Below are 13065 nucleotides of genomic sequence, written 5' to 3'. Positions count from 1 at the left end.
AGCGGGGTCAGTTGCTGGCCAGCGCGTCCGCCGCCTCGGGGTCGCAGTCGCGCAGGAACTGGGCGCAGCGGGCCGCCTCGTCGGCCTCGCCGATCTCGTCCGCCGCGCGGGAGAGCACGTACAGGCAGCGGAGGAAGCCCCGGTTGGGCTCGTGTGACCACGGCACCGGGCCGTGGCCCTTCCAACCGCTGCGGCGCAGCTGGTCGAGGCCCCGGTGGTAGCCGGTACGCGCGTAGGCGTACGCCGTCACCACCTGGTCCTGTGCGAACGCCCGGGCCGCGAGCTCCGCCCAGGCTGCACTGTAGGTCGGGAAGCCGGCCGCCACGCTGGCGAACGCCTCATCGGTGCCGGCCTCCTCGGCGGCGGCCAGGGCGGCGTCGGCCTCGTCGTTCGCGGGCAGGCGGGTGGCCGGTGGCTCTGGCAAAAGGTTCTGCATCGCCCCATTCAACCCGCTGGACAGTGCGACACGCGAGCGGGTCGGCCGACGCGTTCCGCTAAACGGCTGAGGAGTTGGTCACGCCTGCGGCCTATGCCGCTGCCAGGTGTTTTCCACTACAACTAATGGTCCGGAGCCTCCCCAGGACCCGGTTAAGCAGGAGCCCGGTGGCCATGGCCGCCGGGCTCCTGTCGGTCCCACTCCGGGGCCGAGGTGTGGCCGGGCCCGGCGGACGGGCAGGATGGCCCGGTGCCGACCCCACCTCCCGCGGACGTCATCGAGCCGCACCTGCACACCGGCGAGATCCAGAGCCGGGACGAACTCGACCGGCAGTTGGCCACCGGCCGGCTGACCGGTCTGACCGTGCAAGGCCTGCGCCTCGACCTCGCGCCGGTGCCCGACCTGACCGGCATCGAGGTCGCCGGCACCCTCTTCGTGGGCTGCCGGTTCGCGTCCCGGGACGTCGGCGCCGACCTGGTCCGGCGCGGCGCGAACGTGGTCCCGCCGTTCTCGGGGCTGCCGTACCCGACCCAGCCGACACACCTCTACACCCCGGAGGACCTGGCCGCCGGGTTCGCCGAGGGCGGGTTCACCGGGATGTACGACAGCCGGGTGTACGACCACTACCGCGCGCACGGCGGTGCGCTGCCGGATGTCAGGGAGGCGCTGGGCCAACGGCTGCACGACCACGGGGTGGACAACGCACTGGTCGACGCCACCCGGGTCTGGCTGGCCAGGTACGGGCCGCAGTCGGTGGTGGGCATCATGGGCGGGCACGCGGTGCGGCGCGGCAGCCCGGCGTACCGGATGGCGGCCGTGCTGGGTTGGGAGCTGGCGCGGGCCGACCGGCTGGTGGTGACCGGCGGCGGTCCCGGGGTGATGGAGGCGGCGAACCTCGGCGCCTACCTGGCGGACCGGCCGGCGACGGATCTGACCGGGGCGATCGACCTGATGGCCACCGCGCCGGACTTCACCGACCAGAGCCGGTACACGGCCGCGGCGTTGACGGTCCGGCAGCGGTACGCGGGCGTGCCCCGGCAGCGCGGCGACGACCTGGCGTGGGCGCGTGCCGGTGGGCTGGCCATCCCGACCTGGCTGTACGGGCACGAACCCGCGAACCTGTTCGCCGGGCGGATCGCCAAGTACTTCTCCAACGCGATCCGGGAGGACACCATCCTGCGACTCGCCCGGGGCGGCATCGTCTTCGCTCCGGGGCGGGCGGGCACGGTGCAGGAGGTGTTCCAGGCGGCCACCAAGACCTACTACGGCACCGACGGGGCCAGCGGCGCGTACATCTTCCTGGACCGGGGCTACTGGACCCGGGAGCTGCCGGTGGAGGCGTTGTTGCGTCCACTGCTGGCCGCGTCCCCGTTCGGTGACCTGTCGTCGACGATCCACCTCACCGACGACGTACACGAGGCCGTTCGCCTGCTCACGACGTAGAAAATGCGGCGGCCGGCCCCCGAGGGGAGCCGGCCGCCGGTGGTACGTCGTTACTTGGCCATCGTGGTGCCGCTGGAGCGCAGGTGCTCGCACGCCTCGACGACACGGGTGGCCAGGCCAGCCTCGGCGGCCTTGCCCCAGGTGCGCGGGTCGTACTGCTTCTTGTTGCCGACCTCGCCGTCGATCTTCAGCACGCCGTCGTAGTTGCGCAGCATGTGGTCGGCGACCGGCCGGGTGAAGGCGTACTGGGTGTCGGTGTCGATGTTCATCTTCACCACGCCGTAGTCCAGGGCCTCGCGGATCTCGCTCAGCAGGGAGCCCGAGCCGCCGTGGAAGACCAGGCTGAGCGGCTTGTCCTTGCCGTACTTCGCGCCGACCGCGTCCTGGATCTGCTTGAGGATCTCCGGACGGAGCTTCACGTTGCCCGGCTTGTAGACGCCGTGCACGTTGCCGAAGGTCAGCGCCGCCATGTAGCGGCCCTTCTCGCCGAGGCCGAGCGCCTCGACCATGGCCAGGCCGTCCTCGACGGTGGTGTAGAGCTTGTCGTTGATGGCGTTCTCGACGCCGTCCTCCTCGCCACCGACGACACCGACCTCGATCTCAAGGACGATCTTGCCCTTGGCGGCCTCATCGAGGAGCTGGGCGGCGATCTGCAGGTTCTCCGCGACCGGCACGGCCGAGCCGTCCCACATGTGCGACTGGTACAGCGGCTCCTCGCCGCGCTTCACCCGCTCCTGCGAGATGCCCATCAGCGGACGGACGAACCCGTCCAGCTTGTCCTTCGGGCAGTGGTCGGTGTGCAGGGCGATGTTGACCGGGTACTTCTTGGCCACCTCGTGGGCGTACGCGGCGAACGCCACCGCGCCGGTGACCATGTCCTTGATCGAGGGGCCGGAGAGGTACTCGGCACCACCGGTGGAGACCTGGATGATGCCGTCGCTCTCCGCGTCGGCGAAGCCCTTGAGCGCCGCGTTCAGCGTCTGGGAGGAGGTCACGTTGATCGCGGGGTACGCGTACCGGCCAGCCTTGGCGCGGTCCAGCATCTCCGCGTAAGCCTCGGGGGAAGCGATGGGCATGTCAAACGCTCCTTACTTACCACTCTCGGCCGTGCTGGCCGCTGTTGTTCATTTGTGCGCCGGACCGCGCTGTCCTCCGCCGGAAGTATCCCGTAGGTGAGGTGCGCCGGAACAACCGGCCCGGTGCTAGCCGTTCACCGCTCACCCAGGTTGTCCGGCACGATGACGCTGATCAGCCAGGTGACCACGGTCATCACAATGGCTCCCCAGAACGCCGCCCAGAAACCGTCCACCTGGAACGGCAGGTCGAGCCCGCGGGCGATCCGGTCGGTGAGCAGGAACAGCAACGCATTGACCACCAGCGCGAACAGGCCCAGGGTCAGCAGGTAGAACACGCAGCCGACGACCTTGATCACCGGTTTGAGCACCGCGTTGATCACACCGAAGATCAGTGCCACCACGATCAGGGTGAGAACGGTGTTGCCACCCGAGCGGCCGTGTACGTCGACCCCGGGCACGATCAGCGTGGTTATCCACAAGGCGACCGCGGTGATCGCCAGTCGGATGATGAAACCCACGGCACCATCCTGGCATCGGGTCGCGTCGCGGAGGGCTGATTCCGCCTACTCCGCTTCCGGGCGCGGCGCCGGCACAGCCCGTACGGTGGGTGGGAACCGTGCCCCGAGACCCCCGGGAGGGACCATGGGTCAGCCCGATGAGGACTTCACCCCCGGCGACCACCTTGCCCCGGACGAACGCGACCCCGAGGCGGAGCCGGCCGACGCGGTCGAGCAGGCCGCGGTGGTCGGCCCCGACGACGTCGACAGCGAGCCGCACCGCGGCCTGGAGGTCGACGACTGGGACGCGATGGAACAGGCCCGGGTGGTCACCGGGGACGAGGACGACTACCGCTGACGGTTCAGCGAGTTCCGTCGACCAGTTTCGGGTGGCGGGCCGCCCAGTCGCCGAGACGATCCTCGCGGAGTGCGGTCAGGAACTCCGGGGCGAGCTTCGGGTCGGCGCGCAGGTAGCGGTCCTGCCCGGTCGGCTCGACGACAGGCAGGCTGAGCCCGACCGGGTCGACCGATCGCAGTGTGGGTGCGAGCCGCAGCAGGTCCAGTAGGGCGGCCCGGTCAGGCGACACCACGAGGTCCGGGCCGACGGCGGCCAGCAGCTTGGCGAGTCGTACCGGATTCGTGAGCACACCCTGGTCGGTGGCCTGGCGGACCAGCCCGCCCGCGAAGATCCGGGCGTTGCGGTCCCGGTCCTGGCTGCCCTCGGGCAGCCCGCGCCGCTGGCGGAGCAGGTCGACGGCGGCGGCACCGTCGAGACGCTGGCACGCGGCCGGGAAAACCCGCCGGGTGTGGGCCGATCGCACCTGATCAGGGAGGCAGACCGGCACTCCGTCCACGGCCTCGGTCAGCGTCCGCACGGCACGGTAGGTCAGCACCACACCGGCGTCCACCCGGATCCCGGTCAGTTCCGCGACCGTACGCCGAGTCAGCTCGTAACCCCTGGTCATCTCCGGCCGGGTGGATCCCACGCCGTGCGGGAACGCGGCGTTCAGCTTGTCGGTCCCGTAGCCCGGGATCGACACCCCCAGGTCACGAGGCAGCGAGATCAGGTACGGGCGACTGCGGTCGGCCGGGATGTGCACCAACAGCACCGCGTCCGCCCGCGTCGCCTGCGGCCCGTCGCCGTCGATACCGAGCAGCAGCATGTTCAGCGCGCCCGTCGGCACCGGCCGACCCGACTCATAGAGCAGCTCGGCGGCGGGCGGCGGCCCGGCGCGCTCCGGAGTCAACAGGGGCACCCCGATCCCCAGTACGCCGAGCATGGCCAAGGCCGTACCACCGGCCTGCCAGCGGCGGCGACGCCGCCGACGTCCGATCGCCAGCCGGTCGATCGCGGCCCGCAGCGGGCCGGTCGGTGGAGTCAGCGGCTCATGCCTGGCGAAGGCGGCACGCAGGTCGTCCTCGATCATGTTCACGCCTCCACGTACTCGGCCCGGAGCGTGGCCAGGGCCCGGGAGATGGACGAACGCACGGTCCCGACGGCGCAGCCGAGGATGTCGGCGATCTCGGCGTCGGGCAGGTCTTCGTAGTAGCGCAGCACCAGGGTGGCCCGCTGCCGGCGCGGCAGCCGGGACAACCAGGACCAGATCTGGTCCCGGTCCACGGCGGACTGGGCGTGATCGGTGGGCACCGGCACCGTCGCGTCGGGCTCCCCGCGCAGCAGCACCCGGCGTACCCAGGAGCCACGCCGCCAGTCGACGTACTGATTGGTGAGCATCCGGCGCACGTAGCGCTCGGGTGAATCCGCCCGGGCGACCCGACGCCAGTTGAGCTGGACCCGGACCATCGTTTCCTGGACCAGATCCTGAGCCTGGTGCGGATCGCCGGTCAGCATGACCGCGTACCGCAGTAGCGGGGCCAGCCGCGTATCCGCGAAATCCTCGTACGTCACTGCACCTCCCGGGTTCCTGTCTGAGATGACGGACGTGGACCCGCGAAACACTGCACTGATCTGCCGAGGTGACATCACGTCAGGTTCATCGGGGTGCACGAGGCGCAACATCGATCAAGCCGATACGTCCGCTCTGATTGGCCGTTCGGTCGGTATCCGCTCAGGACGGCCGGACGGGGCCGACAGCGTCTTAACGAATCCTTAAGATCCGCTAGCCACCCACGGCAGCTCATGGAGGAATCCCCATATGCTCAAGCACTCCACCCGGCGCTGGCTCGCTGGGCTGGGCGTAGCAGGCGCGTTCGTCGCCGCCTCCGCCAGCCCGGCCGTAGCGGCACCGACCCCGGCCGAAGCGCTGGCCGCGCAGGGCTTCGACCTTTACGCAAACAACATCATCGTCGCTCCCGGCGGCCCCGAGAAGTGGGTCTCGCTCTACTCCCTGGTCGAGCAGCCGTTGACCGACTACACCGTCACGGTGGACCGCAGTGCGGTCAATGGCTTCGCCGAGGTGCAGAACCCAGGCGGGCCCGGCTCCTGCACAGAGACCACCACCGTCATCACCTGCACCGTGAAGGATCAGCAGGAGTCGGGCGTACGGCTACTCGCCCTGACCGTGCTGGCCCGTGATGCGGCAAAGGCAGGCCAGAAGGGTGAGCTGACGTTCACGGTCACCACCCCCGAGGCCGGTACGGCCAGCTTCCGCTCCACCATCACAATCGGCGAGGGTGTCGATCTGGTGTCGGAGCCACTCGTGTACCTGGATGGTGCCCCCGGCGCCACCGTGAAGACACCCCTGTCCGTGGGCAACACGGGCGAGAAGACCGCCGAGGACATGGTGCTCTTCTACTTCGGCTCGTACGGCCTCGCCCCGAAACAGCGGTACGAGAACTGCGAGTACACGGAGGAAGACTTCGACGCTCACGCCTTCGCTTGCAAGATCGATGTGACGTTGGCATCGGGTGACGGTGCGAAGCTCGACTCGTCATTCGGTTTCGCCATTCCCGGTGACACCTGGGCGCCCAGCGAGCACTACGGCTTCGCCACGTGGCTCACCCCCGCCGACTGGGAGGCTTTCCGCGCCGAGGTGCCGACCGCAGGCGAGCTGGGCGAGAAAGGCACCGACGGGGTCCTGAAGCTGGAGCCCGTCGAGAAGCCCAAGGCTTTCGCCCGCTCGGCGCAGACCGACGTGAACCCGTCCAACAACGAGACGTTGCTTCGGCTCGAGGTCCAGGGCGACCAGCAGGCCGACGTGGTGGCGAACGGCGCGTCGGTGTCGGCGGAGGTTGGCAAGACCGTGCCGGTCAAGGTCGGTTTCACCAACAGCGGTCCGGCGGCGATCAACGCCGGCGGTGACCGGGGGCTCTACACCCTCGCGGTGGTCACTCTGCCCAAGGGCACCACGGCGGTGGAGGCACCCGAAACCTGCGCGGACGCGGAGGGTGAGTTCGGCGAGGACAACGGCAAGCCCGGAGCAGCCGTGTACACCTGCTTCGTGGACGGCGTGCTCGGCAAGGGCAAGACCGCCGAGTTCCCGTTCTCGCTGAAGGTGACCGAGCCGGGCAGCCTGGCCGGCAGCATCGAGTTGATGCACGGCGGCCCGGACGAGAACCTCGCGAAGGACCTCGTCCCGTCGAACGACGTCGCGAAGATCCTGGTCAACGCGGGCGGCGGCGGCACGGGCGGCGGCGACGGTGACGGCGGCGGTCTGCCGGTCACCGGTCAGTCCACCGGCCTGATCGCCGGCCTCGGCGCACTGCTGCTGGCCGTCGGTGTCGGCGGCTACCTGGTGGCCAAGCGCCGCCGGACCCGCTTCGTCGCCTGATCCACCTCGCACCACCGGTGCCCCGCCGACCACCACGGTCGGCGGGGCACCATCGTTGATCCCATTACGCGGCCGGGTGGCGCGGGGCCGGTCCGGCGCGGCACGGGACCTGAGCTTCGGTACCCTTTGTGGCCGTGGACACAGCTGAGAAGACTCGCGCTCTCGTGGAGAGCGTCGCCCTGAACCCGCTCGATCCCAAGGATCTGTTGCAGACCTTCGGGCTGATCGGCGTGTGGGTGATCCTCTTCGCCGAGACCGGCCTCCTGGTGGGCTTCTTCTTCCCTGGAGACTCGCTGTTGTTCCTCGCCGGGGTGGCGTCGTCACCGGTGGCGGACGCGATCTTCGGCGACGGCACCCGCCTCTCCCTGGCTGGCCTCCTGATCGGCGGGCCGATCTGCGCGATCGTCGGCGCCCAGCTGGGGCACTGGCTCGGCGCGCGGTATGGCCGGCCGATGTTCGAGCGGCCGAACTCGCGGCTCTTCAAAAAGGAGTACGTGGAGAAGGCCGAGTACTACTTCCAGAAGTTCGGCCCGGCGAAGGCCGTGGTGCTGGCGCGCTTCATCCCGATCGTCCGGACGTTCCTCAACCCGGTCGCGGGCGCACTCGGCATGCCGGCGCGGAAGTTCCTGCTCTGGAACATCGTCGGCGCGGTGCTCTGGGTGGACGGCATCCTGCTGATCGGCTACCTGCTGGCCGAGCAGATCTACCAGGCCATCGGCGACAAGATCGACCACTACATCCTGCCGGTGGTGGCCCTGATCATCCTGATCTCGGTGCTGCCGATCTTCTTCGAGTTCCTCCGCGACCGGCGGGCTCGTAAGCGCGGCGAGGCGGTCGCGGTGGTCGCGGCGGCCAGTGCCGCTGGCGCGGTGGAAGCGGCCCGCGAGGCGTTCGACCACGACGGGCACCAGCACGGCCGCCAGCGCCCGGAGCACGGCCAGGACCGCTGAACCCGGCGTACGACGACGGCCGGCCCCCGGTATGGGGGTCGGCCGTCGGCATGTCGGACCCGGCCTCCGGCGGTGCGGCCGGGGACGAGCAGGTGTCACCCACCGGTGGCGCCACCCCTGGCTCGCCACCGGACGCCGTCCCGGCGCGGGACGGCGTGCAGTACCTACGTCAGCGGGCCTTCTTGGTGGCCCGCTTACGCGGCGGGGTCAGCAGGTCGGCGATCGTCGCGATCGCACTCGGGACCAGGCTGTAGTACGCCCAGACACCGCGCTTCTCCCGCTGCAGCAAGCCGGCCTCGGTGAGGATACGCAGGTGATGACTGACCGTCGGCTGAGAGAGGCCGAGCGGCGCCGTCAGGTCACAGACGCACGCCTCACCCTCGGGGGCCGACTGGATCAGGCTGAGCAGCCGCAACCGAGCAGGATCAGCAAGGGCCTTGAGGACCCCGGCGAGACGCTCGGCATCGGCACGTTCGATCGGCTCGCCGTTGAGCGGCGAGATCTGAGGCATAGTCATTTCGGCCAACGCAGTTCCCACGTATTCCATCCTTCCACCAGCAGCATCGATCCGCCTGCATATCAGCAGATCCGAATCGGCAAACTTTTACGCCACAAGGCCGAGGTCAGCCAACGTATAGGCCGCCCGATAGGGCAATCCGGCGGCTCGCACCGCGTCGCCGGCGCCTCGATCAACAATAACCGCCACGCCCACGACTTCCGCCCCGGCCTCACGAAGCGCCTCGACAGCGGTCAAAACACTTCCGCCCGTCGTGGACGTATCCTCCACCGCCAACACCCGGCGGCCGGCCACCTCCGGTCCCTCGATCCGCCGCTGCAAACCGTGCGCCTTGCCCGCCTTGCGCACCACAAAGGCGTCCAGGGCCCGGCCGGTCGGAGCGGCGGCGTGCAGCATCGAGAGCGCGACAGGATCCGCGCCCAGGGTGAGGCCGCCGACAGCGTCGTACTCCCAGTCGGCGGTGAGGTCGAGCAACACCCGGCCGACCAGAGGAGCGGCCTGGTGATGGAGCGTGACGCGCCGCAGATCCACGTACCAGTCTGCCTCACGCCCCGAGGAGAGCACGACCCGTCCGTGGACCACAGCCAGGTCGGTAATGAATTTACGCAGGTCGTCGTGGTCCCCCATGGCGATAGAGGTTACTGCGCAAGTCTGAACGCCGCGTGCGGGGTCCACCCTGATCAGCCCGGCGGGGGACCGATGGTTGGCGATGCACGACTACGCTCAGCGACCGTCCTGGTAGCGGCGCGCCAATGTTGCGCCAACGACCTCCCGGCACTGGCGTGCCGGTCGAGGCTCAGCGTTCGTCGCGACCGATGCGACCGCGGGTGTCCCGCGCGACCGCCTGGAGCAGCCGGCGTGGGGCGTGCCGCATGCCGGCGACGACCACCTTGTACTTCCATGCCGGGACGCTGACCATCTTGCCTTTGCGCAGGTCACGCAGGGCCTCGTCGACCACATCCTCGGCCCGCAGCCACAGCCATTCCGGCGTCTTGGACATGTTGATGCCGGCCCGCTGGTGAAACTCGGTGCGGGTGTAGCCGGGACAGAGGGCCATCACGCGAACACCGAACGGCCGCGCCGACTGACCGACGGACTCGCTGAAGTTGGTGACCCACGCCTTGCTGGCCGAGTATGTCGACCCGGGCATCGCCGTACCGAACCCGGCGACCGAAGAGACATTTATCACTGCCCCATTTCGGCGTTCGGTCATCGGTCGCAGCGCCGCCAGGGTCAGCCGCATGACCGCGTGCACGTTGAGCCGCAACAGGCGCGCCTCGTCCTCCGCCGTGGAGCGCAGGAACGGTTTGTTGAGGCTGATTCCGGCGTTGTTTACCAGCAGGTGAACAGGGCTGCCGTCGGCGAGCCGCTGCTCGACGATGGCGCAGCCGTCGTCGGTGGACAGATCCGCCGGGATCGTCTCCACCTCACGGCCGTACGCGGAACCCAGCTCATCGGCCATCTCGGTCAACCGGGCCGCGTCGCGGGCGACCAGCACCAGGTGCCAGCCGTCGGCGGCGAGCCGCCGGGTGAACGCCGCGCCGATGCCGGCGGTGGCCCCGGTGATCAGGGCCCGGCGCTCGGCAGTCGTGGGGTCGAGCGTCACGGGCGGTCCTCACCTGGGCGGGTACGGGGGAGCGGGCGGGGCGGACGGCGGTTGGTGCGGGGCGGGCGGGAACGCGGGCGGTGCGGATGGCATGGTCGGCGCGGTCGAACGGTGCCGACCGAACCAGGCGTTCGCCGCCGGCAGGGCCAGCAGCGTAGCTACTACAAGGTAACCGAGCCCCTGCCCGACGGAAAGCCCGGCGTTGAGCGGGATCCACCACGACGGGTACGCGTCGCCGATCAGGCCCAGCAACTCGGCGAGAGCCTGCTCGCTGGCACCCAGTTGCAGAGGCGCGGCCCGTTCGCCGATGAGCACCGCCACGCTGCAGCAGCCAGCGAGCAGGCCGAGCCCACTGACCACCCAGGTGGCCACCCGGACGCCCGAGCGCCCCGCCAGCAGCCCGAGGGCCAGGCCGGCGAGCACCAGCGCGGAGAGCGCGGCCACCACCGCCGACAGCACGGCGGACGCGCGGAGCAGGGTCACCACGTCGTCAATCTGCTGCGGGCTCGCTGAGGTGTCGCGAGCGGCGGAGCGGAAGGCGTCGACCGTCCCGTTCAACACCACCAGATCGACCACGGTGTACGCGAGTGCGGCGACCGCCATCACGAGCAGCACGGTTACGGCGAACAGGACGACGGCGGGCCGGCGGGCCGGTGCCGATTCGGGGTACGACACGACGAATCCCTCCGGTAGGCGTCGGGTTGCAACCTACTCGGAGGGATCGTCGGCGTCGTGGTTATCGAGCCGTCAACTCGTCGACGGCGGGGTCGACCCGGGCCGGTCCGCGGGTGGCGTGTCGTCCGGCCGGTTCGCGGGCGGTGCCGGCGGGTAGCTCGGCTCCCCACTGGACGGATAGCCCGGTTGACCGGCCGACTGCGGGTAGCCGGGCTGACCCGGAGCCTGCGGGTAACCCGGGTAGCTGGCGCCCGGGGTCGGGGGCTCCCAGGCCGCGGTGGGCTTGCGGAAGAACGCGTTGGCCTGAGGCAGTGCCAGCAGGATCAGCGCCGCGAGCAGCGCGATCAGGCTGATCACGCCGAGCAGGAGACTGACCGGGGTGACCCAGGACGGCAGTGCCTCCTCCAGTCGGCGCTGGACCTCCTCGCCGCTCGGCCCATTGCCGCCGGTCTCCCCACCGGTGGTGAAGCTGCCGGCTGCCCCGCTGAGCAGGCCGCCACCCGTGCAGCAGACCATGATGCCGCCGACGATCCAGGTGGTGATCCGGGCACCGTTGCGACCCTGGTTGTTGAAGAGGGCCAGGACGCCCAGCACGATCGCGAGCAGCAGCAGCAGGACGCTGCTGGCGAGGCCGATGGCGAAGAAGACATCCGCCACCTGGTCGGCATTGTCGACGGTGCTACCCGCGTACACGTCGCGGAGCGCGTCACGCGTCTTGCCGATGGTGCTGAGCGTGATGATCAGACTGATCACCTGGCACGCCAGGAACAGGAAGAGCAGGTAGCTGGAAATCGACACAATGGATGGCCGCTGACGGGCCGGCGTGCTCTGGGAATCGACCACGATTCTCCTTCCCTAAGATCGCGCCCACACCGTATCGACAACCGGCCACTTCGGCATGCCCTGGCAAGCCCGGCGCGCCCACCCGGTCTGGTTCAGCGCTCCTCGGACGTGGGACGGATCGTCAGGTCAGCGGGGTCGAGCAGGTCGCCGCGGGCCACTCTCCAGCCCTCTTCGCCGTACGCCTCGAAGGAGAGCCGGGCTGCGCCACCGGACTGGTAGTCGTGGTAGCGCATGGTCCCGGCCGACGGCAGCCCGGTCTCCCCGGTGGCGGTGTAGCGCGCCTGCCCGGTCTCGGCCCAGGTGTAGCGCCGCCCGTCAAGGTCGATGGTGGGGGCGCCCGGGGTGACGGTCGCGCCAGGCTCGGCTGTCCAGAGCACCAGCTCCAGTTCGGGGCCGTCCTCCACGGAGAGCCGGTGGCGGGTGCCCGACTCGTCGTCGAGCAGGTGCTGCACCCAGCTCCAGTCCCCCTCGACCAGGCGGATCGTGCCGCTCACCGCGTACTCCCGCTCGCGGATCCGCACGCGGTCGCCCGGGGCCAGGCGGAGCGGGCCGCCGCGCGCTGGCCGGGCGGTCGGCAGCGCGCCGTCGGGCCGGGCCGCCGCCCGCCGCCGGGCCCGCACGACGATCGCGACCACGACAACGGCGAGTACGGCAACCGCCGCCACCAGGTACGTCACTGACCCGCCCACCTCCCCAGGTACGTCGGCGCAGACGGTACAACCTTCGGCACCGGCGGGACCCGTACCGTGACCGACAGCTCAGCTACCAACGGCACCGGCGGTGACGCCCGATGTGCACGTTGCCTCATGGGCGGCCCGGTGGGCGCTGGTTCGCCCGGTGCCGGGAGGGATGGATCACGCTGCGGCGAGCCGCTGGCTGGCGTAGTTCCCGAGGGTTTCGCGGTCCATCAGGCAGCCGACGAAAGTAGTGAACTCGCTCGGGTCGTCCCGCAGCGACGTCCAAACGTCTCGGGCCGCCGCCGGGTCGATTCGCTCCAGCAGCGTGGCCGCGTACGCCCGACCGGCGGGTGTGCCGTCGGCCAGCACCCGGTCGAGCTGCCGGCGTACGTCCTCAGGGTGGTCGTCGAGGGCGGCCTCGACCCGGTGGTACGCCTCGGTGACCGGCAACGTCGTGCCAGCGATCCCGACCCCGCCGAAGGCGAGCGTGTCGGCGGCCACCAACTCGTCAACAGCCGCGTGAAGGTCCCGTTCCCAGGCGTTCCGCATCCCGAACATGACCCAACCCTTTCCCCGCCGACCCCCACTCCACCCTGTTGATCAAGAGGTTTGCG

16 protein-coding genes are annotated in these 13065 nt (G+C 70.1%); 4 read left to right on the top strand and 12 right to left on the bottom strand.

What is annotated here, in order from left to right; genetic code table 11:
• Nucleotides 1–7: 7 nt before the first annotated feature.
• The gene (locus ACQEUX_RS28350; RefSeq protein WP_433054674.1) at nt 8–436 is read right to left on the bottom strand and encodes a DUF3151 domain-containing protein; all 429 of its coding nucleotides are present in this window, start codon (nt 434–436) and stop codon (nt 8–10) included.
• Nucleotides 437–685: 249 nt separating this feature from the next.
• On the opposite strand from ACQEUX_RS28350, the gene ACQEUX_RS28345 reads away from it, so the two are divergent.
• Nucleotides 686–1879, top strand: a complete 1194-nt coding sequence (locus ACQEUX_RS28345) for an LOG family protein (RefSeq protein WP_433054671.1) — start codon at nt 686–688, stop codon at nt 1877–1879.
• Between the two features lie 50 nt (nt 1880–1929).
• On the opposite strand, the gene fbaA is transcribed toward ACQEUX_RS28345, so the two are convergent.
• Both fbaA and ACQEUX_RS28335 read right to left on the bottom strand, forming a co-directional pair.
• Nucleotides 1930–2955: a class II fructose-bisphosphate aldolase gene (fbaA, locus tag ACQEUX_RS28340; RefSeq protein ID WP_433054669.1), complete on the bottom strand. Its 1026-nt coding sequence runs from the start codon at nt 2953–2955 to the stop codon at nt 1930–1932.
• Nucleotides 2956–3089: 134 nt separating this feature from the next.
• A complete protein-coding gene (locus ACQEUX_RS28335) occupies nt 3090–3473 on the bottom strand; it encodes a phage holin family protein (protein ID WP_433054666.1) in 384 nt (127 codons plus the stop codon).
• Between the two features lie 124 nt (nt 3474–3597).
• Between ACQEUX_RS28335 and ACQEUX_RS28330 the strand changes: the two genes are divergently transcribed.
• Nucleotides 3598–3810, top strand: coding sequence for a hypothetical protein (locus tag ACQEUX_RS28330; protein ID WP_433054664.1), 213 nt, complete (start codon nt 3598–3600; stop codon nt 3808–3810).
• Between the two features lie 4 nt (nt 3811–3814).
• On the opposite strand, the gene ACQEUX_RS28325 is transcribed toward ACQEUX_RS28330, so the two are convergent.
• Together ACQEUX_RS28325 and ACQEUX_RS28320 are read right to left on the bottom strand one after the other, a co-directional pair.
• Nucleotides 3815–4879, bottom strand: a complete 1065-nt coding sequence (locus ACQEUX_RS28325; RefSeq protein ID WP_433054661.1) for an LCP family protein — start codon at nt 4877–4879, stop codon at nt 3815–3817.
• Between the two features lie 2 nt (nt 4880–4881).
• Nucleotides 4882–5361 (bottom strand): SigE family RNA polymerase sigma factor, encoded by a 480-nt coding sequence (locus ACQEUX_RS28320; RefSeq protein ID WP_433054658.1) that lies wholly within the window; start codon nt 5359–5361, stop codon nt 4882–4884.
• 247 nt (nt 5362–5608) lie between these two features.
• Here ACQEUX_RS28320 and ACQEUX_RS28315 point away from each other — a divergent pair, with 247 nt between their 5' ends.
• On the top strand, nt 5609–7183 hold the full coding sequence (locus ACQEUX_RS28315; protein WP_433054655.1) for an LPXTG cell wall anchor domain-containing protein: 1575 nt from the start codon (nt 5609–5611) through the stop codon (nt 7181–7183).
• A gap of 128 nt (nt 7184–7311) precedes the next feature.
• The gene (locus tag ACQEUX_RS28310) at nt 7312–8133 is read left to right on the top strand and encodes a DedA family protein (protein ID WP_091396153.1); all 822 of its coding nucleotides are present in this window, start codon (nt 7312–7314) and stop codon (nt 8131–8133) included.
• A 169-nt stretch (nt 8134–8302) separates the two neighbouring features.
• Here the strand turns inward: ACQEUX_RS28310 and ACQEUX_RS28305 are convergent, their stop codons facing one another.
• From ACQEUX_RS28305 to ACQEUX_RS28275, 7 genes are all read right to left on the bottom strand, one after another.
• Nucleotides 8303–8680 carry an ArsR/SmtB family transcription factor gene (locus ACQEUX_RS28305; protein ID WP_030332125.1) on the bottom strand — a complete coding sequence of 126 codons (378 nt, stop codon included), beginning with the start codon at nt 8678–8680 and terminating at the stop codon, nt 8303–8305.
• Nucleotides 8681–8737: 57 nt separating this feature from the next.
• Nucleotides 8738–9277 carry an orotate phosphoribosyltransferase gene (gene pyrE / locus ACQEUX_RS28300; RefSeq protein WP_088950918.1) on the bottom strand — a complete coding sequence of 180 codons (540 nt, stop codon included), beginning with the start codon at nt 9275–9277 and terminating at the stop codon, nt 8738–8740.
• 169 nt (nt 9278–9446) lie between these two features.
• A complete protein-coding gene (locus ACQEUX_RS28295; RefSeq protein WP_433054650.1) occupies nt 9447–10256 on the bottom strand; it encodes an SDR family NAD(P)-dependent oxidoreductase in 810 nt (269 codons plus the stop codon).
• 9 nt (nt 10257–10265) lie between these two features.
• Nucleotides 10266–10931: a hypothetical protein gene (locus ACQEUX_RS28290; RefSeq protein ID WP_433054647.1), complete on the bottom strand. Its 666-nt coding sequence runs from the start codon at nt 10929–10931 to the stop codon at nt 10266–10268.
• A gap of 72 nt (nt 10932–11003) precedes the next feature.
• Nucleotides 11004–11774, bottom strand: a complete 771-nt coding sequence (locus ACQEUX_RS28285; protein ID WP_433054644.1) for a hypothetical protein — start codon at nt 11772–11774, stop codon at nt 11004–11006.
• 92 nt (nt 11775–11866) lie between these two features.
• Nucleotides 11867–12463 (bottom strand): DUF4178 domain-containing protein, encoded by a 597-nt coding sequence (locus tag ACQEUX_RS28280; RefSeq protein ID WP_433054641.1) that lies wholly within the window; start codon nt 12461–12463, stop codon nt 11867–11869.
• A 165-nt stretch (nt 12464–12628) separates the two neighbouring features.
• Complete coding sequence (locus ACQEUX_RS28275) at nt 12629–13009, bottom strand: hypothetical protein (RefSeq protein ID WP_433054638.1); 381 nt, start codon at nt 13007–13009, stop codon at nt 12629–12631.
• Nucleotides 13010–13065: the final 56 nt, after the last annotated feature.

This window comes from Micromonospora sp. CA-259024, from assembly GCF_050936255.1.
Lineage (GTDB): Bacteria > Actinomycetota > Actinomycetes > Mycobacteriales > Micromonosporaceae > Micromonospora.
Note: the sequence above shows the minus strand (reverse complement) of the source record. Positions and strands in the feature narration are given on the sequence as shown.